Raw genomic sequence first — 18,533 nt, forward strand, 5'->3', positions numbered from 1 at the left:
AGGTCACCTTCGTTCGGGCCACGTCACTAGCTTCGCTCCTCGCCCGAGTTGGAGCCGGAGCCGTCCAGTCCGAGGTTCTCGGGTGCGTGGAGCTTGACCATCGTGCGCTGCACGCCTGGCGGTACGTGACGCTGGGTCAGCAGGGAGACGACGTACATGACCCCGAAGCCGAGCGGCACGGTCCACGCCGCCGGGCGGGAGAGCAGGACCTCGTACCAGGCGTCGCCGGTGTCGGTGAACATCGTGACGAGGCCCGCCGTCAGGGCCGGGACGCCGCCCGCGAGCATGCCGGCGATCGCGCCGATCGTGGTGATGCGCGAGGACCAGATGCCCAGCATCAGCAACGGGCACAACGAGGACGCGGCCACGGCGAACGCGAGGCCGACCATGTCCGCGACGGGCATGCCGGTGGAGACGAACGTCATCGCCAGCGGCACGAGTCCCGCGAGCACCGTGGAGATCCGGAAGCCGCGCACCCCGCCGAGCCGCAGCACGTCCTGCGAGAGCACCCCCGCGAGCGACACGACCAGGCCCGACGAGGTCGAGAGGAACGCCGCGAAGGCGCCGCCCGCCACCAGGGCGCCGAGCAGCTCGCCGCCGACGCCGTCGATCATCCGCGTCGGCAGCACGAGCACCACGGCGTCGGTCTGGCCGGTCATCAGCAGTTCCGGTGTGTAGAGCCGGCCGAGCGCGCCGTAGATCGGCGGCATCAGGTAGAAGAAGGACAGCAGGCCCAGCACGATCAACGTGGTGCGGCGCGCGGCCGTGCCGTTCGGGTTGGTGTAGAAGCGCACGATCACGTGCGGCAGGCCCATGGTGCCCAGGAACGTCGCGATGATGAGCGAATAGGCCCCGTACAACGGGAAGTCCGCGCCGCTCGACATCGGCAGCGACCACATCTCGTTGGTGTTGTGCGCCATTGTGGACAGATGGGGGACCGGGGCGTCCTCCGGGAACGTGAACGTCGAGCCCTGGCCGATGCGGTGGTAGCCCTCGGTCAGCTCGAAGCCCGAGTTCGTGACGGGCACCCCGTCGATCTCGCCGGTGCCGCTCAGGGTGATGGGCCTGTCCGCGTGGACGGTGGTCTGGCGCTGGAACGAGACCTCGGTGTCCTGCCGGAACGTCGGGTACTCCGGCTTGGTCAGCGAGTCCGCCCCGTGCACCTGCCAGACGACGAACAGGAACGCGATCGGCACGGTGATCGCGGTCAGCTTGAACCAGTACTGGAACGCCTGCACGAACGTGATCGACCGCATCCCGCCGGACATCACGTTCGCGGTCACGACCCCCGTCACGATCAGCGCGCCCACCCAGTCCGGTGCGCCGGTCACCGTGTTCAGCGTCAGGCCGGCGCCTTCCAGCTGCGGCAGCAGGTAGAGCCAGCCGATCGCGAGCGCCAGTACCGACGCGACCCCCCGCACGGCGCGGGAGCGGAAGCGGGCCTCGGCGAAGTCCGGCAGCGTGTAGGCGCCCGAGCGCCGCAGCGGCGCGGCGACCATCGTGAGCAGCACCAGGTAACCGGCGGTGTAGCCGACCGGGAACCACAGCATGTCCGGCCCGTAGGCGAAGATCAGCCCGGCGATGCCGACGAACGACGCCGCCGAGAGGTACTCGCCGCCGATCGCGGACGCGTTCCACCACGGGGAGACCGTGCGCGAGGCGACGTAGAAGTCGGACGTGGTGCGGGAGACGCGCAGTCCGTAGGTGCCGACCAGGATCGTGCCCAGTGCGACGACCAGCACCGCCACGATGGCGTATCCGCTCGTCATGGACGTTCGACCAGCTCCGCGAACTCGCGCTCACTGCGCTCGGCCTGCCGCACGTAGAACCAGCCGGCCAGCAGCAGCATCGGGCACGTCGCCACGCACAGCAGGAACCACGGCAGGCCGAGGCCGAGGACCCGGAACTTCCCGAGATCCGGCTCGATCGCGAACAGCAGCGGCAGCAGTCCGAGCGTCCCGCACGTCACCAGGCACACCGACAGGCCCAGCCGGCGTTGCGCCCGGATCAGCGTGCGCATGTAGACGGCGCCGAGCTCGCTCTGCTCGTTGATCTCACGCGTGCCCGAGTACGGGCGCCGCGCACGGGGTGCCCGCGTGCGCGGGCTCGTCACCACCACGCGCTGGGCCGGTCTGGGCTCCGGCCGCTGGGGTGGTGGGGTCGTCACGACCCGAGCCCGTTCCTCGGTTGCGCGGCACCGGCCGGTGAGGGCTGGCCCGTCACGGGAGTGGGCCGGGCGCGGCGCACCAGCAGTTGCCGCAGGTGGCGGGCGTGGCGGCGGCTGACCGGCAGCACCGTGCCGCCGATCGTGACGCTCAGGTGCCCCTCTTCCAGGCGCAGTTCGTCGATGTGGCCGAGCGACACCAGATGGCTGCGGTGGATGCGGACGAAGCCCGCGCTGCGCCACCGTTCCTCCAGGCCGTTCAACGCCGCGCGCACCAGGCCGCTGCCGGTCGCGGTGTGCAGGCGGGCGTAGTCGCCGTGCGCTTCGACGTACCGGATGTCCGCGAGGCGGATGAAACGGGTGACGCCACCGAGCTCGACGGGGACGACCTCGTCACCCATCTCCGGCGGCGTGGAGTTCGCGGGCTGCGCGGGCGCCGGCGCGGCGGGCTCGGCGGGGGTCTTGGAGTCCCAGACCTCGTGCACGATGCGGTGCACGGACTCGGCGAGACGTTCCGGGCGCACGGGCTTGAGCAGGTAGTCGAGGGCCTTGAGCTCGAACGCCTCCACCGCGGGCTGCTGGTGCGCCGTCACGAACACCACGGGCGGCGGCTGCGCGAACCGCGACAGCACGCGGGCGAGGTCGAGACCGTCCAGCCCCGGCATGCGGATGTCGAGGAACACCGCGTCCAACGGCTGCCCGGCGTCCATCGCGCGGTGCAGGACCCGCAGCGCCTTGGTGGCGTCGGTGACCGCCTCGACGTGAGCGACGCGTGGATCGGAGCGCAACAGGTACACGAGGTCTTCCAGCGCGGGTGCCTCGTCGTCGACGGCGAGCACCCTCAGGGAGCGTTCGAGGCTGCCACGTCGATCCGGCCCCTCGCAGATGGGGCAGGGCAGACCTGAGGTCATTCGAGATCGAGTCCAAACTGTGTACGGCCGATCCTCACCCGGCGGCGATTGGACCATGGCCGGTCATCGCGCGCCTGATGAGCCGAGGGCGTCGGATACGCGATCATGCACCCTCACGGAGGGTGACTCTGCGCGGGGGTCCGGTTGCCCAGCGTGTGCGGCACGAGGCACCCCTCCCGGTCGACGAACCCGATCGGGCGCATCATCCGTCAGGGGATGAGGTGCCGGAACCCTCCGATCGGGTGTCAGGGTTGCCGGATCGCGCGGGGCTGGGCCGCCAGCGCGTCACCGAGCGTGATCTCCAGCTCGATGAACGACTCCTCCGCCCGGCGGGCGGCGACGCTGACGGAGGCGGCCGCGGCAGGGCCGATCAGTCTGCGGGTGGGCGCGCGGAGCGCCTGGATCGCCTCGGACCACTGGTTCGAGAGTTTGGCGAGACCGCTCAACGTGTCCACGAGCTCGTCGGTGTTGTCCGGTGGCGACGCGACGATCTCCGCCAGCCGGTCGCGCAAGGCGTCCAGTGCCGGGTCCACTTCAATCCTCCAGTCGGGCTGCGCCAGACTTTCCCCCATTGGGCAACACCATATCCCGGCCGCTATGGTCCAGCGCAATACTGTTGCCCCAAGGGCGCCATCCAGTCAATCGTTTGCGCATTTCCGTCTCAACCGGCTCTTGTCTCAACTGGCCCGCGCTTATGGCGGTCTGTGGAATTAACAGGCTTTTCGGCGTTTAACGCGGGTTAACGGCACGGTGCCGGTCCTGGGCTCCGTTGGGCCAGGTGGCGCGACGGTACTGGGCCGAACCGGTGTGTCCTGGATCGCACCCGACACGCATTGAGTTCGCCGACCGAGACACTTCTCGGTCGTTGTATCCACTCTTTTGCCGTAGTGCCGAGCCGTCGGCCGGTGCGGGTTCCCGCGGAATTCCGGCTCGTCTAGCAGACCTGCCGATAGGGGGCGTCCGGAACGTACCGCGCCCACTCGGCGGGGCTCAGCGCGCGGCCCGCCTGCTCGCACAGCGTCTTCTCGACGTCCACCGAGTACCCGACGTCCCACAACCGCACGGCGCTGTCGTCCCCGCCGCTGGCCAGCGTCCGGCCGTCCGGGCTGAACCGCACGGCCCGCACCGGCCCGTTGTGACCCCAGAAGCCCGGGCTGATCTGGCGGCGCGTGGCGACGTCCCAGATCCGCACCGACGTGTCGCCGCTGCCGGTCGCGAGGAGCCGTCCGTCCGGGCTGAACGCCAGCGAGTACACCGGCCCGGTGTGGCCGAGCAGCGCCTCACCAGCCGGCCTGCGCGTCGCCACGTCCCAGAGCCGCACGACGCCGTCCTCTCCCGCGCTGGCGACCAGTGTGCCGTCCGGCGAGAACGCGACCGCGCCGATCGCGCCCAGGTGCCCGGTCAGCTCGACCGTGCCGGCGCCGTCCTGCAACCGCAGCACGCCGCGGATCCCGCCGGTGGCGATCAGCCGGCCGTCCGGGTGCACGGCGACCGCGTACAGCTCGTCCTCGACGGTCCTGCTGTCGAGCTGCAGGCGGGTCGTCGCGTCCCAGCGGCGCAGGTTCGCCTCGTCACGGGCCCCGTGCTGCGCGGTCACGAGCGTCCTGCCGTCAGGGGTGAACGCCGCCGCGCGGAACGTGCTGCTGCCGGCCAGCTCGCCGAGCTTCCCGCTGCCCGCGCCGTCCCACCACAGCAGGCCGCCGACGTCGTCGTCGCGGATGTCGAGCCTGATGCCGGCCATCGCGATCCTGCGGTCGACGCCGATGGCGAGGGAGGTGACCGCGGTGATCACGCCGGTGTCCAGCTCGCCGCGCTGCTCGCGCTCCGCCACGTCGATGAACCGGACGGTGGCGCCGAGCTTGATCGGCGGTAACCGCTTCTCCTCCTCCGTGTCGGGGAACAGCTGACTTATGTTGGGGCCGATCCACTTGTTCCCGTCGCTGCTGCAGAGCGCGAAACCCGTGTTCTGACAGGCATAGTTGCCGTTCTCCGTGTACAGCGCACCGCCGTTGTCGCCACCGGTCAGCAGGGTCGTGCCGTCGTCGTCGAACGCCAACGCGTAGACCGGTCCGGCGAACCCCGACAGCGGTTTGGTGATCTCGTGGTGACCGCTGACGTCCCACTGCCGCACCGTGCCGTCCGCCGCGGTGCTCGCCAGCGTGCGGCCGTCCTGGCTGAACGCCACCGACGTCACCGGCCGGGTGTGGCCCGCCAGCGGTGCGCCGACCTGCTGCCGCGTGCCGGTGCGCCACAACCGGACCGTGCCGTCCTGGCTGCCGGTCGCGACCAGCGTCGAGTCCGGGTGCACCGCCACCGACGGTGCCACCAGCACCCGGTCCTCGCGGGTGTGGCCGGTCACCGGCCCGCCGATCGGTGTCCGCCGCACGAAGTCCCAGAACCGCAGCGTCCCCTCGATGCCGGCGGAGATCAGCGTGGCGCCGTCCGGGGTGAGTGCCAGTGCCGGGCTGACGGTGGCGCTGTCGTCCACCACGTGGGCGTCGAGCGGGGCGCCGAGCGCCGCTCCCGTCGCCGGATCCCAGAACCGGATCGTGCCGTCGGTCGACGCGGTGACCAGCGCGTCGCGGCTGAACAGGACGGTGGCGGCGGGACGGTCCTCGTCGTCGTAGGGATCGCTGCCGATGCTCCAGCCGCGCAGCCGTTCGCCGGTCGCGGTGTCCACCAGCACGACGACGCTGCCGGGCAGGCTCACCGCGAGCGTCCGGCCGTCGTCCGGGTGGAACGCCGGCTTGCCCGCACCGCCGCGCAGGCCGCCACCGCCCACCGCCAGCGGGCCGCCGATCCACTCGCCGGGATCGGTGCGCCACAACCGGATCCGGTCCTCGGTCGCGATCGCGAGCACCGACCCGTCCCGGTTGAACACGGCCGCGCGCACGTGGTCCGCGTCGAGCGTGCGGAACGTCCCGGTGCCGCGCACGTGCGCCTTGCCGTCCGCCACGACCGCGGACCACGGCCCGGTCTCGCTGTAGGTCACGGCCGCCGCCGTGTGCCCGGCCCGCAGCACGGTGCGGCTCGGCAGGGTGGCCGCGCGCAGCATCCCGGCACGTGCCTGCGGCGTCGGGCTGACCTTCCACGCGGCGAGTCCCAGCAACCGGGCGAGCGCCGGGTCGTTGTCGCCGATCGACTCGCTGCGGGCCGCGAGCTCGCGGGACAGCGACCTGTCCCGCTGGTCCTCCGCCTCGCTCTGCTGCTGCGCCGCCGTCAGACCGAGCACCAGCGCGATGACGGTCAGCAGCACCAGCGCGGTCACGGCTCCCTGGCGGGCGCGCACGGCGCTGCGGTGCAGGCGGACGTCCTCGCTGTCGAGCGCCTCCTTGGGCTGGCCGTGGATCGGCGCCGCCAGCGTGGCGAGCTCGGAGCGGAACCGGCTGTGCCGCACGGAGAGTTGGGTCTCGTTGCGCGCCCAGGTGAGGTTCACCCACAGCGGCTCGGCCTCGAACCAGCCGCTCAGCTGCCGCGGCAACGCGTCGGTCTGCTCCCAGTCGAAGTCGTTCGCGCGCTCGTCCCAGTTGATCGTGCCGCTGGTGAGGACGATCAGGAACGTCGCCTGCTCGCGGTGCCGCCGCCAGTGCTCGACCTCGCGGCCGACCCAGACCGACCGCGCGCTCTCCGGCGACGCCATCAGGATGAAGAACCGCGACCGCGCCAGCGCGGCCTCGATCGCGGCACCGAGCCCCGGACTCGCCTCCAGACCGGTCTGGTCACGGAAGATGCTGAGCGCGCGGGGCCGGTACCAGGGCTTCGCGAGCAGGCTCAGCCCGCGTTGCACCGCCGGGGCGAGCGCCGGACCGTCGACCGCGTAGCTGTAGGACAGGAACGCGTCGTACTGCCGTTCGGACACCTTCGGCAGCGTAACGCCGGACCTGCTGCCGAGACCGGCGGCCTTCGCCGGTCAGGGCGCTACAGCCGGCCGACGTCGGTGATCGTCAGCACCGCTTCGCCCAGCTCGTCCGACGCGGCCAGGTCGACCTCGGCGTTGAAGCCCCAGTCCTTGTCTCCCGCCGGGTCCTCGAAGATCTGCCGGCACACCCAGCGCTCGCGCTCGACGTTGATGATCAGGAACGCCGGGCCGCGCGCGTTCGGGCCCGCGCCGATGGCCGGGTGCTCCTCGAAGTACGGCTCCAGCGCGTCCATCCACTCCTTGGCCGTCCAGCCCGACTCGTGGTCGAGCTCGCCCAGCGAGTACCAGTCGCGCTTGGCGGCCAGCTCGACACGGCGGAACAGCGCGTTGCGGACCAGCACGCGGAACGCGCGGACGTTGCTGGTGACGGCGGGCGGCAGGTCGACGCGGACCTCCTGCTCGGGGGCGTCCGGGTTCGTGAGCTTCTCCCACTCGTCGATCAGCGACGAGTCGACCTGGCGGACCAGCTCGCCCAGCCACGAGATCAGGTCCTGCAGCTCCTCGGTCTTCGCCTCCTCCGGCACCGTCTGCGACAGCGCCTTGTAGGCGTCGGCGAGGTAGCGCAGCACCAGGCCCTCGGAGCGCGCCAGGCCGTAGAACGCCACGTACTCCGTGAACGTCATCGCACGCTCGTACATGTCGCGCACGACGGCCTTGGGGGACAGCTTGTAGTCGTCGACCCACGGGTGGCCGCGGCGGTAGGTGAACATCGCCGCGTCGAGCAGCTCGACGAGCGGCTTCGGGTACGTGACCTCGTCGAGCAGCTCCATCCGCTGGTCGTACTCGATGCCCTCGGCCTTCATCGCGCCGATCGCCTTGCCGCGCGCCTTGTGCTCCTGCGCGCCCAGGATCTGCCTCGGGTCGTCCAGAATGGACTCGATCACGGACAGCACGTCCAGCGCGTAGCCCGGCGCCTCGCGGTCGAGCAGCTCGATCGCGGCCAGTGCGAACGGCGACAGCGGCTGGTTCAGCGCGAAGTTGAACTGCAGGTCGACGGTGAGCCGGAAGTCGTCGCCGTTACGTTCGACGACGCCCGCCGCGACCAGCGCCCGGTACATCGCGAGCGCGCGGCGGATGTGCCTGAGCTGCTTCGGCCGGTCCTCGTGGTTGTCCTCGAGCAGGTGCCGCATCGCCTGGAACGCGCCACCACTCGGGCGGCCGATCACGTTGAGCAGCATGGCGTGCGAGACCTGGAAGCTCGACGTCAGCGGCTCGGGCTCGGCACCGACGAGCCGGTCGAACGTCGACTCGCTCCAGGAGACGAACCCGTCCGGCGCCTTCTTGCGCACGACCTTGCGGCGCTTCTTCGGGTCGTCGCCCGCCTTGGCGAGCGCCTTGATGTTCTCGACCTCGTGCTCCGGAGCCTGCACGACGACCGTGCCGACGGTGTCGTAGCCCGCGCGGCCCGCCCGGCCGGCGATCTGGTGGAACTCACGGGCCTTGAGGATGCGCGTGCGCGTGCCGTCGTACTTCGACAGCGCGGTGAACACGACGGTGCGGATCGGGACGTTGATGCCGACGCCGAGGGTGTCCGTGCCGCAGATGACCTTGAGCAGACCGGCCTGCGCGAGCTGTTCGACCAGGCGGCGGTACTTCGGCAGCATGCCGGCGTGGTGCACGCCGATGCCGTGCCGCACCAGCCGCGACAGCGTCTTGCCGAACCCGGCGGAGAAGCGGAAGTTGCCGATCAACCCGGCGATCGCTTCCTTCTCGGGCTTGGAGCAGACGTTCACGCTCATCAGCGACTGCGCACGCTCCAGCGCGGCGGCCTGCGTGAAGTGCACGACGTAGATCGGCGCCTCACGGCCGTGCAGCAGGTCTTCGATCGTCTCGTGCAACGGCGTGGAGACGTATTGGAAGTTCAACGGCACCGGGCGCTGCGCCGAGCGGACCACCGCCGTGGGCCGGCCGGTGCGCCGGGTCAGGTCCTTCTCGAAGAACGTGACGTCGCCCAGCGTCGCCGACATCAGCAGGAACTGGGCCTGCGGCAGCTCGACGATCGGCACCTGCCACGCCCAGCCGCGGTCGGGCTCGCTGTAGAAGTGGAACTCGTCCATCACGACCTGGCCGACGTCGGCCGTGTGGCCGTCGCGCAGGGCGATGTTCGCGAGGATCTCCGCGGTGCAGCAGATGATGGGCGCCTGGTCGTTGACGCTGGCGTCGCCGGTCATCATGCCGACGTTCTCCGGCCCGAACACCTCGCACAGCGCGAAGAACTTCTCCGAGACCAGCGCCTTGATCGGCGCGGTGTAGAAGCTGCGCTGGTTGCCCGCCATCGCGACGAGGTGGGCCCCGATGGCCACCAGGCTCTTGCCGGACCCCGTGGGTGTGCTGAGGATGACGTTGGCCCCCGAGACGAGCTCGATGACCGCTTCCTCCTGCGCGGGGTACAGCGCGAGACCGCGGTCGGCGGCCCAGTGGGAGAAGGCGTCGAACAGTTCGTCTTCGTCGGCGATCGAGGTGAGCCGGTCCGTGAGTGCAGTCATCGCAGGTGAACTATAGGTGGTACGCGTATTCGGTGAACTCCCAGTCGGTCACGAACCGCTGGAACCGGGCCACCTCCTCCCACTTGAAGTCCACATAGGACCGCACGAAGTCCTTGCCCAGCACCTCCACCATCGCCGCGTCCTCCTCCAGGTGGGCGAGGGCGTCGGGCAGCGTGGCGGGCAGCGTCGGTGCCTTCGACGGGTCGTAGCCGTACCCGGCGGACGGCCGCGGCGGCTCGATCCGGTCGCGAATGCCCAGGTAGGTGGCCGCGATGAGGCCGGCGATGCCGAGGTAGGGGTTCGCGCTCGCGTCACCGAGCCGCAGTTCGAGCCGGGTCGTGTCGCCGCGCTCGGCCGGCACCCGGAGCATCGCGCTGCGGTTGTCGAGGCCCCAGTCGATCAGCCACGGCGCGAGCGAGTCCGGGCCGAACCGCTTGTAGGAGTTGACCGTCGGGTTGAGCAGCGCGGCCAGCGCCGGTGCGTGCTTGAGGATGCCGCCGATGGCCCAGCGCGCCTCGTCCGACAGGCCGCTCGACGTGCCCGGCGCCTGGAACGCGTTGCGGCCGTCCTGCTCGTGGCACGACAGGTGCAGGTGGAAGCCGCTGCCGCCGCCGTCGTTGAACGGCTTGGCCATGAACGTGGCCATCCGGCCTTCGCGCCGCGCCAGTTCCTTCACGCTCGTCTTGAAGCGGAACGCGCGATCGGCGGCGTCCATGGCGGGCGAATGGACGAGGTTGATTTCGAACTGCCCGCCGGCGTACTCGTGGTTGCCGCCGGTCGTTTGGAGGCCCGCCGAACTGAGCGTGCGAAGAGTTCTCAACAGATGACCGTCGGAATCGCCGCGGCGTCCGGTCGCGTAGACGTTGCCCGGCTCGTCGCAGTAAGGCCGCCACCCGTTCGGGCGATCTTCGGCGGGTTCGCAGAGAAAATATTCCAACTCGGGCCCGATGACCGGAGACAGCCCGGTGGTCTCGAATATCTCCAGGGCTCTGCGCAGCACCTGCCGGGGTGATTCGTCCACAGGTCTTTCGTCGGCGGGGCTCACGGCGTCGCCGATGCACCACGCCACGCCCGGTTCCCAGGGGATCGGAAGCAGCGTGTCGAGGTCGGGGACCACGATCACGTCGGGCAGCCCGGCGTCGAGCACACCCCCGTTCTCCGTGGTCTTGCCGCCGGGCGTGGTGCTGTAGACGGCCCGGCAGAACGACAGTCCGCGCTGGACAACCGCAGGTAGATGCTCCACGAGGACGTCACGGCCCCGGTCGGTGCCGAGCAGGTCGGGGAAGACGACGCGCACCACGTCGATCCCGTCCTCGCCGAGTCTTGCCGCGAGTTCCCGTGTCACCTGTTCACCGACCACGTCGAACTACCTTTCCGGCACAGTGTGTCGCTGGCTCGGAGGGGATAACGTTGAGAGGCAAACGCTATGGACCCGTCCGCGGAGCAATGACCACGATCGACCCTCAGTGGGTGCTCCGCACTCATCGTCCACCACCGGGCAACAGTCCGTAACTGGACGGGTGACGACCGTCACGAGATCATGCACGATGTGGGATCGTGATCAAAGTGGTTGCCGACTGAAGCGCACCACATCACAGACATAGTTCGGAACCGCAAGTATTGTGCCGGGAACACCTGAGCTCGAGCACGGGAGACTTTGAGTTGTCTGGTCACCACACGATTGCCGAGACCGAGAAAGCCGTCCAGGCCAAGCTCGGTGCGGTGCCGCTGCATCGCGAACAGATGGCGGCGGTGTCGAACATCCACCGCGCCGCGACCGCGATCCGCCAGCACCTCGAGAACTCGGTGCTGCGCACCAGCGATCTGACCTGGACCGGCTTCGTCGTGCTCTGGGTCGTGTGGATCTGGGGCGAGATGGAGACGCGCTACGTGGCCGAGGAGGCCGGGATCTCCAAGGGCACCCTGACCGGCGTCGCCAAGACGCTGCAGTCACGGGGTCTGCTGGAGCGCATGGGCCACCCGACCGACGGGCGTCTGGCGGTTCTGCGGCTCACCCCTGAGGGTGAAGAACTGATGGCCGACCTCTTCCCCAAGTTCAACGAGGAAGAGGTCTTCGTCAGCGACCCGCTGGAGTCGTCCGAGGCCCAGTCGCTGGCCGAGATGCTGCGCCGCATGGTGACGCACCTGGAGGCCAACGGCGAGCAGCGCAGGCTCGACCTGCGCGGGGACACGCCGCTGCCGCCGCGCCGATCCGGCCGGCGCGCGAAGCACGGCTGATCGCCGCGTCTGGGCGGCTCACCTGGGGTGAGTCGCCCATTTCGGCGTTGCCGGAAGCTCTTTCCAGGGCTTGCGAGCAGGGCTTCAGAGCAGGCTGAGGACCCGTGCGTGCAGCGTGTCCAGGTAGTCCTCGGACTCCGGCTTCATCAGCACGCTGCGCAGCACCCGTGCGCCGTCCGCGTCGGCCTCGACCCCGCGATGCCGGGCGGCGAACGCGGACTTCGACTGCCGCGCCACGCTCAGGAAGATCGGGTCGACCGGCGCGTTCATGCCGGTCTCCATCACCTGGTGGGACGCGGCGTCCACGGCCGACAGGGTCAGGGGACTGGTGCGCGGGAAGTACGTGACGATGTCCAGTTCGGGCTCCTGGTAGAGCTCGAGCGCGTCGGACTCGCGGATCATCGACGCCCACCGCACGGCTGCCCGCCGACCGGCCGCCAGCACCTCACCCAGGCCGTCGCGCGTCAACGGCAGCAACCGCAGCGTCAGCCAGAGACCGGCCGCGGCGGCGCCGGCGCGGGAGCACTCCAGGCTGATCTCGCCCAGGTGCATCTCGTCGGACGTGAAGTACGTGTAGGGCGAGTCGTGCAGGTAGAAGCGGCCCACGGCCGGGTCGCGGAACAGGACGGCGCCGCAGCCGTAGGGCTGCAGGCCGTGCTTGTGCGGGTCCACCACCACGGAGTCGCACGACCCGATGGCTTCCCACGGTTCGGGGGCCAGCTCTGTGCCCGCGAGCAAGGTGAAGAAGCCGCCGTACGCCCCGTCGACATGCACCCGTGCGTCGTAGCGGCGTGCGATGTCCAGCACGAGGTGCACCGGTTCGATGGCACCCAATGCGGTGGTTCCGGGGGTGACGACCACCGTGCCGACCTTGCCGGTGCGCAGAAGCTCTTCGAGTGCGTCCAGGTCGATGCGGCCGAGGCCGTCCACGGCGACGGGGAAGCCCTCGATGCCGAGCACGCCGCACATGCGTGAGTGCGTGTAGTGCGCCTCGGAGGAGTAGGCGACGCCACGGCCGGGATGGAGCGAACGCGCCACGAACAGGGCTTCGAGGTTCGCGATCGTGCCGCTGGAGGTCAGGTGGCCGAGGTGCTCCTCGCCGTAGCCGAACATCGTCGCGAGCTGCGAGACGACCTCACGTTCCATGGCGGCGGTGGCGGGACCGCCGTCCAGGGCGTGGTTGTTCGGGTTGATCAGCATCGCGGACAGGTAGCCGACGACGGCCGCGGGATGCGGGGGCTTGAGCATCTGGCCCGCGTAGCGCGGGTGGAAGAACGGGTAGTTGTCGCGCAGGCGGTCCTGGAGCTCGGCCAGCGCCGAGCCGAAGACCGCCGGGTCGGTCTGGAGCGACGAGTGGGGGGTGAAGACGCCGTACTCGGCGGTCCACTTCTCGTGGTTGGCCAACGCCTCGTTGAGCCAGTGTTGAAGATCCACCGCACACCCCACCCGTCACATCCGTATGTTCGAATTCGGACGCTACGGCAGACCCCAGCGTGACGACGAACCGATCGGCGTCACATCGCGTGGCGAGAGGTCAGGGCGTGTGCCGCGGCGCGCGACGACGGCCGTCTGGCCTCGGCGAAGGGGAATCTCGATGGCCGCGCCGCGTGTCTTGTACTCCAGTCGGCGGCCCCAGCCGTCGCGGACGTCGATCTCGCCCGTGATGCCGTGGTCGAGCACCAGACGCGAACCGGCCTCCGAGTGCACCTTGACCCAGTCTGTGCGGCCAGAGGACCGCGAAGCGTCCACAAGGAACGCACCCTGCGTGCGCAATGACGAGATGGACGCATCAGCCCAAGTGGACGAAACCGACGGGAAGACGCGCACGACGTCGTTGTGCGACTGGATCATCATTTCCAGCACGGCCTGGCCGGACATGAGCGGCGACTCGATCGCGAGGTTGCCGCCCTCGCGGTAGAAGGTGTTCTCGGTCAGCACCGCGTTCGAGCCGACCTGCTTGCGGTCGAGGAAGTGGCGCAGGAACGACAGCGCGTCCTCCGGGCGGCCCATCGCCGAGTACATCGCCGAGGCGGCGCCGTAGCTGTAGCCGGCCCACGCCTCGCGGCGCGAGGTCCAGAGGTCGACCGTCCGCGTGATGAGCGACCGGTGCTCGGGCATGTCCCAGGTGAGCTCGCGCAGCGGGTAGAACCACAGCAGGTGCGAGAAGTGGCGGTGCGAGTCCTCCAGCGCCTTGTCCCGGCCGATCCGGACGCCGCTCGCGTCCTGGGAGTAGGGCGTGAGGCGGTTGTGGACGTCGCGCCAGCGCGGGTTCTCCTCGATCGAGAGCAGCGTCTTGACGCCCCAGCGGATCAGCGACAGGTCGTACGTCGCGTCCACGCTGTTCGCGTACTCCGGTGAGCGCGTCTCGGGCAGGTGCAGCTTGCCGTCGGTGCCCTCGACGAGGAACCGGGCGTAGTAGTTGACCGCCTTGGTGAGGATCGGGAAGAGGACGTCCTTGACGATCTTCTTGTCCATCGTGTGCCGGTAGCCCAGCCAGACGTTGTGGCAGGCCCACAGAAGATTGCCCGTATGGTCGTTCGGCGCGACGCCGGGAACGCCGCAGTAGCGCGGGCCGGAGCGCAGCGTGCGGTCGCCGGGATGGCAGATCGCGTAGGAGTTGCCGTCGCGATAGGCCGGGTTCACGTTCAGTTCGAGGTTGTGCTCGAACCGCTTCAGCGTCGTCGTCACCGCGTCGAGCTCGTGGTGGTTCGAGCCGTTGACCAGCGGATACGAGATCTGGACGTTGAGGTTCCACCACACGGCGGTCCAGCTGTTGCCCTGTTCGGGGAACCACGGCCCCCACTCGGAGATGACCGGCGCGTCGGCCCTGGTCGCGGCCGCCATCTTGTAGAGCTGCAACCAGTAGAAGCGCTGCACGAGCTTGTCCGGCACGGACACCAGCGACTTCGAGTAGTACGCGTTCCACCAGCGCCGATGCTGCAGCGTGAGCACCTCGAACGGGATCGCGAGCGCCTGACGCACCTCGCGGATCGCGTCGGACGTGTGCGTGTTCGCCGGGTGTGTGTACGCCACGTGCGCCGCGAAACGGCCGTTGCGGGTCTGCCAGGCCGTTGTGTAGCCACCGCCCGCGAGCAGCGGCTGCGCCGCGTAGGAGACACCGTTGGCCGTACCCAGTGTCGGGGCGGGGTTGGCCGTGTAGTCGGCCGGCCTGCGGATCTGCCGGGTCGTCGACGACTCCAGCGGCTGGAAACCCCAGGTCACGTCGCCTTTGACGGAGGCGAGGAAGGTGCTGCGCGCGTTGTGCACGAGCATCGTGAACGTGGCACTGCCCTGTGTGGTGGTCACCGAGCCGGTGAGCTCGGCGTTCCACAGGTCGAGCGTCCAGTCGACCGCGGTGATCGCGCCCGCGAACCGCAGCGTCAGGTACCCGATGGGCAGCCTGGAAAGGCCGACCGCGGCCTCCCAGTGGTCGCGCTGGTCCTGCACCTCCGAGTGGCTGAGCATGAGTTTCAGCTCGTCCGGCGTGCGGCCCCGGTAGACCTGGACGCCCAGGAAGCCGTTGGCGAGGAACGGGCTGTCGCCCCAGTTCTCCGGCAGCCGCCTCCACTCCATTCGCGCATCGCGGACGACGTCCCGGTGCCCGCTGTGACCCGATGTTTCCGGGATCGTCGGCGAAGCGACCGCAGTGCTCGACCCCAGCGCGGAAGCACCCACGGCCGCGCCTGTTCCATACAGAAAGGTTCTACGCGACAGCTCTGTCACTGTTCGTCCCTCCGTGCCGTGGCGGCGGCGGAACGGATCTAACCGCAGAAATCATCCGATGACTAGCGGGTGCGGTCCTCCGGGTGTGACCACCGCCGCCTTCCTGCCCATCAATCGTTGTTGCAAAGTTCTAGTCACAGTCGGCACCGGCCAATTAGCGTGATCGCTCATGTCACCTGTTGCCATGCACATGAGCGACGGTCTGCTGAACGCGCCGGTGTCGGTCGTGTTCCTGGTCATCGCGGCGTTGGGTGTCGGCTTCGCGCTCGTCAAGGCCCGGGCTGATCTCGACGACCGGACGGCGCCGATGGCGGGCCTGGTGGCCACGTTCGTCTTCGCCGTCCAGATGATCAACTTCCCGATCCTGCCCGGCGCGTCCGGGCACCTGCTCGGCGGCGCGCTGGCGGCCATCCTGGTCGGTCCGTGGGTCGGCGCGCTGTGCGTGACGATCGTGCTGGTCGTGCAGGCGCTGCTGTTCGCCGACGGCGGGCTGACCGCGTTGGGCGCCAACGTCACCAACATGGCGTTGATCGGCACCGCGACCGGTTTCGTCGTCGCCCTCGCCCTGCGCAGGCTGGCGCAGCGCGGCAAGGGTGGTCTGGCCGCCGTCGCGTTCGTCTCGGCGTTCGTCAACACGGTGGTCGCCGCGACCGGCTTCGTCGTCGAGTACGCGATCGGCGGCGCGGGCGGCGTGGAGATCGGCAAGGTCGCGCTGCTGATGTGGGGCCTGCACGCGCTGATCGGCATCGGCGAGGGTTTGATCACCGCCGCCACCGTCACGTCGGTCGCGTCGATCCGGCCCGACCTCGTCTACCTGCTGAAGGGCGATCGCGCCGGATTCGGCAGCAAGCCGCTGGAGGTCCGGTCGTGAGGAAGTTCTTCATCGGTTTCGCCGTGGTGTCGCTGCTGGTCGCGGGCGTGCTGTCGTACTTCGCGTCCGGCGACCCGGACGGCCTGGACAAGACCGTCGAGGACACCGGCATCGCCGAGCACGCGCGGGAACACCCGTTCGCGGGCAGCACGTTCGCCGACTACGCGCTCGGCGGCGACGACAAGTTCACCGGTCTCGCTGGTGTGCTCGGCGTGGTCGTGGTGCTAGGGCTGTCGTTCGGGCTGTTCTGGTTGCTGCGCAAGAAGTCCGACGCGTAGTGGGCGGTAGCCACGACGTCCTGCACCACGCCGGCGACTCGCCGGTGCACCGCCTCGCACCCCACGTGAAGATCCTCGTGGCGTTCGCGGCGGTGCTGGGCGTCGTGGCGACCCCGCGCACGTGGTTCCCGCTGTTCGGCGGCTACCTGCTGCTGATCGTCGCGATGTGGTTCGTCGCGCGCGTTCCCGTACTGTGGTTCGTGAAGCGCGCGGTGATCGAGCTGCCGTTCGTGGTGCTCGCGTTCCTGCTGCCGATCTTCGGCACCGACCCGCGCACCGGCTTCCTGGGGCTGTCGGTGTCGGTGGAAGGGTCGCTGGCGGGCTGGAACATCCTGGCCAAGGGCACTCTGGGTGTGCTGATCAGCCTGACCCTGGCCGCCACGACGGCGCCGGGTGAGTTGCTGCGCGGCCTGCGGACGTTGCGCGTGCCGGCGCCGCTGGTCATGATCGCCACCCTGATGCTCCGCTACGGCGAAGTCGTTGTCGGAGAGGCGAAACGCATGCGTGTCGCCCGCATCTCGCGCGGCGACGACCCTCGGTTCCTGTGGCAGGCGGGCGCGGTGGCGCGGTCGGTCGGCACACTGTTCATCCGGTCCTACGAACGCGGAGAGAGGGTGCACCTCGCGATGGTGTCGCGCGGCTGGACGGGCGGTTCGCCAGGCTCGGCGACGGTCGTGGCGGAGACCCCGGCCGCTCCCGCCCTGGACGTCTCCAAGCTCGCCTTCGCCTACCCGGACGGGCACCAGGCCTTGTTCGGCATCGACCTCCGCGTCGACCGCGGCGAACGAGTGGCGGTGCTCGGCCCCAACGGCGCCGGCAAGACCACTTTCGCGTTGCACCTCAACGGCGTGCTGTCCGGCGGGTCGGGGTCGGTCTCGGTCGCCGGGCTCGAGGTGACGAGGAAGAACCTCCGCGAGATCCGCCGCCGCGTCGGACTCGTCTTCCAGGATCCGGACGACCAGCTGTTCTGCCCCACGGTGGCCGAGGACGTGGCGTTCGGCCCGCGCAACTTCGGGATGTCCGATGTGGACTCCCGGGTGGCGAGGGCGTTGAGCGCGGTGGGCATGGAGCCGGTCGCGGACCGCTCGCCGCTGCACCTGTCCGGCGGTCAGCGACGCCGCGTCGCGCTGGCCTCGGTGCTCGCCTGCGACCCGGAGGTCCTGGTGCTGGACGAGCCCTCCGCGAACCTCGAACCCGTGGCCCGCCGCGAACTGGCCGAGCTGCTGCTCTCGTTGGGCCGCACGATGCTGATGGTCACGCACGACCTGCCGTTCGCGCTGCAGATCTGCCCTCGCAGCGTGCTGATCGACGACGGCGTGGTCGTCGCCGACGGCCCGACCCGCGAGATCCTCGCCGACACCGCGCTCCTCGCCCGGCACCGGCTCGAGCTGCCCTACGGCTTCCGGCTCGACTGAAGCCCGCTCAGCACGATCTCCAGCAGCACCACGGGGTTCGCGCCCTCGTGCATGCTCTGCAGCATCCCCTTCATCAACGCGACCAGGTCCTTGGTCGTGATGTCGGTGCGCACGGCTCCGGCGTCCTGGGCCCGGTGGAGGAGTCCGCCGAGCGTGGCGTGCAGCCTGTCGCGCAGGTCTGACGGCACCGCGATCGCGTCCGACATGTCCCGCTTCGCCGCGGCCTCGTCCGCCATCTTGGTGAGGAACGCCGCCAGGTCGGCACCGGGGTCGGCCGACGGCTCCGCCGACTCGATCATGGCCGACACGCGCGCGTCCGTGACGGCCTGGAACAGCGCCTGCTTCGTGGGGAAGTGCCGGTAGACCGTGCCAGGTCCGACACCGGCCTTCGCCGCGATCTCGTCCAGCGGCACGTCGAAGCCCTGTTCCGCGAACAGTTCCCGTGCCGCTACCAGCACCTTCTCGCGATTCCGCGCGGCATCGGCCCTCATCGTCGCCAACCGGGGCGTGCGTTCCGTATCATCCTAA

The 18,533-nt window shown here is 69.8% G+C and carries 14 protein-coding genes and 1 pseudogene; 5 read left to right on the top strand and 10 right to left on the bottom strand.

Going from position 1 to position 18,533, the window contains the following annotated elements; translation table 11 throughout:
• Positions 1-26 precede the first annotated feature (26 nt).
• From ACRSBM_RS10730 to ACRSBM_RS10760, 7 genes are all read right to left on the bottom strand, one after another.
• Positions 27-1,769, bottom strand: a complete 1,743-nt coding sequence (locus ACRSBM_RS10730; RefSeq protein WP_434442546.1) for a cation acetate symporter — start codon at positions 1,767-1,769, stop codon at positions 27-29.
• Positions 1,766-2,167 carry a hypothetical protein gene (locus tag ACRSBM_RS10735; protein ID WP_434442548.1) on the bottom strand — a complete coding sequence of 134 codons (402 nt, stop codon included), beginning with the start codon at positions 2,165-2,167 and terminating at the stop codon, positions 1,766-1,768. The genes ACRSBM_RS10730 and ACRSBM_RS10735 overlap by 4 nt, the downstream gene beginning before the upstream one ends.
• The gene (locus ACRSBM_RS10740; protein WP_434442550.1) at positions 2,164-3,075 is read right to left on the bottom strand and encodes a LytR/AlgR family response regulator transcription factor; all 912 of its coding nucleotides are present in this window, start codon (positions 3,073-3,075) and stop codon (positions 2,164-2,166) included. Before ACRSBM_RS10740 ends, ACRSBM_RS10735 begins: the two co-directional genes overlap by 4 nt.
• 245 nt (positions 3,076-3,320) lie before the next feature.
• Complete coding sequence (locus ACRSBM_RS10745) at positions 3,321-3,647, bottom strand: hypothetical protein (protein WP_434442553.1); 327 nt, start codon at positions 3,645-3,647, stop codon at positions 3,321-3,323.
• 362 nt (positions 3,648-4,009) lie between these two features.
• Entirely contained in the window at positions 4,010-6,934 is a 2,925-nt protein-coding gene (locus tag ACRSBM_RS10750; RefSeq protein WP_434442555.1) for a hypothetical protein, read from the bottom strand.
• A gap of 59 nt (positions 6,935-6,993) precedes the next feature.
• On the bottom strand, positions 6,994-9,480 hold the full coding sequence (locus tag ACRSBM_RS10755) for a DEAD/DEAH box helicase (RefSeq protein WP_434442557.1): 2,487 nt from the start codon (positions 9,478-9,480) through the stop codon (positions 6,994-6,996).
• Positions 9,481-9,490: 10 nt separating this feature from the next.
• On the bottom strand, positions 9,491-10,840 hold the full coding sequence (locus tag ACRSBM_RS10760) for a glutamine synthetase family protein (RefSeq protein WP_434442559.1): 1,350 nt from the start codon (positions 10,838-10,840) through the stop codon (positions 9,491-9,493).
• 302 nt (positions 10,841-11,142) lie between these two features.
• Between ACRSBM_RS10760 and ACRSBM_RS10765 the strand changes: the two genes are divergently transcribed.
• Positions 11,143-11,718: a MarR family winged helix-turn-helix transcriptional regulator gene (locus ACRSBM_RS10765; RefSeq protein ID WP_065920564.1), complete on the top strand. Its 576-nt coding sequence runs from the start codon at positions 11,143-11,145 to the stop codon at positions 11,716-11,718.
• Positions 11,719-11,802: 84 nt separating this feature from the next.
• On the opposite strand, the gene ACRSBM_RS10770 is transcribed toward ACRSBM_RS10765, so the two are convergent.
• Positions 11,803-13,152 (bottom strand): pyridoxal phosphate-dependent decarboxylase family protein, encoded by a 1,350-nt coding sequence (locus tag ACRSBM_RS10770; protein ID WP_434442561.1) that lies wholly within the window; start codon positions 13,150-13,152, stop codon positions 11,803-11,805.
• Positions 13,153-13,194: 42 nt separating this feature from the next.
• Complete coding sequence (locus tag ACRSBM_RS10775; protein ID WP_434442563.1) at positions 13,195-15,441, bottom strand: glycosyl hydrolase family 95 catalytic domain-containing protein; 2,247 nt, start codon at positions 15,439-15,441, stop codon at positions 13,195-13,197.
• A gap of 169 nt (positions 15,442-15,610) precedes the next feature.
• Here ACRSBM_RS10775 and ACRSBM_RS10780 point away from each other — a divergent pair, with 169 nt between their 5' ends.
• From ACRSBM_RS10780 to ACRSBM_RS10795, 4 genes and pseudogenes are all read left to right on the top strand, one after another.
• Positions 15,611-16,312, top strand: a complete 702-nt coding sequence (locus tag ACRSBM_RS10780; RefSeq protein ID WP_434442565.1) for an energy-coupling factor ABC transporter permease — start codon at positions 15,611-15,613, stop codon at positions 16,310-16,312.
• Positions 16,309-16,590, top strand: coding sequence for a PDGLE domain-containing protein (locus ACRSBM_RS10785; protein ID WP_434442567.1), 282 nt, complete (start codon positions 16,309-16,311; stop codon positions 16,588-16,590). The genes ACRSBM_RS10780 and ACRSBM_RS10785 overlap by 4 nt, the downstream gene beginning before the upstream one ends.
• Before the next feature lie 92 nt (positions 16,591-16,682).
• Positions 16,683-17,180: pseudogene (locus ACRSBM_RS10790) on the top strand (energy-coupling factor transporter transmembrane component T family protein); the annotation flags it as partial.
• Between the two features lie 36 nt (positions 17,181-17,216).
• The gene (locus ACRSBM_RS10795) at positions 17,217-18,005 is read left to right on the top strand and encodes an energy-coupling factor ABC transporter ATP-binding protein (protein WP_434453049.1); all 789 of its coding nucleotides are present in this window, start codon (positions 17,217-17,219) and stop codon (positions 18,003-18,005) included.
• On the opposite strand, the gene ACRSBM_RS10800 is transcribed toward ACRSBM_RS10795, so the two are convergent.
• The gene (locus tag ACRSBM_RS10800) at positions 17,984-18,496 is read right to left on the bottom strand and encodes a TetR/AcrR family transcriptional regulator (protein WP_434442569.1); all 513 of its coding nucleotides are present in this window, start codon (positions 18,494-18,496) and stop codon (positions 17,984-17,986) included. The genes ACRSBM_RS10795 and ACRSBM_RS10800 overlap by 22 nt on opposite strands.
• Positions 18,497-18,533 lie beyond the last annotated feature (37 nt).

The organism is Lentzea xerophila, assembly GCF_051094245.1.
In the GTDB taxonomy this organism is placed as follows: domain Bacteria; phylum Actinomycetota; class Actinomycetes; order Mycobacteriales; family Pseudonocardiaceae; genus Lentzea; species Lentzea xerophila.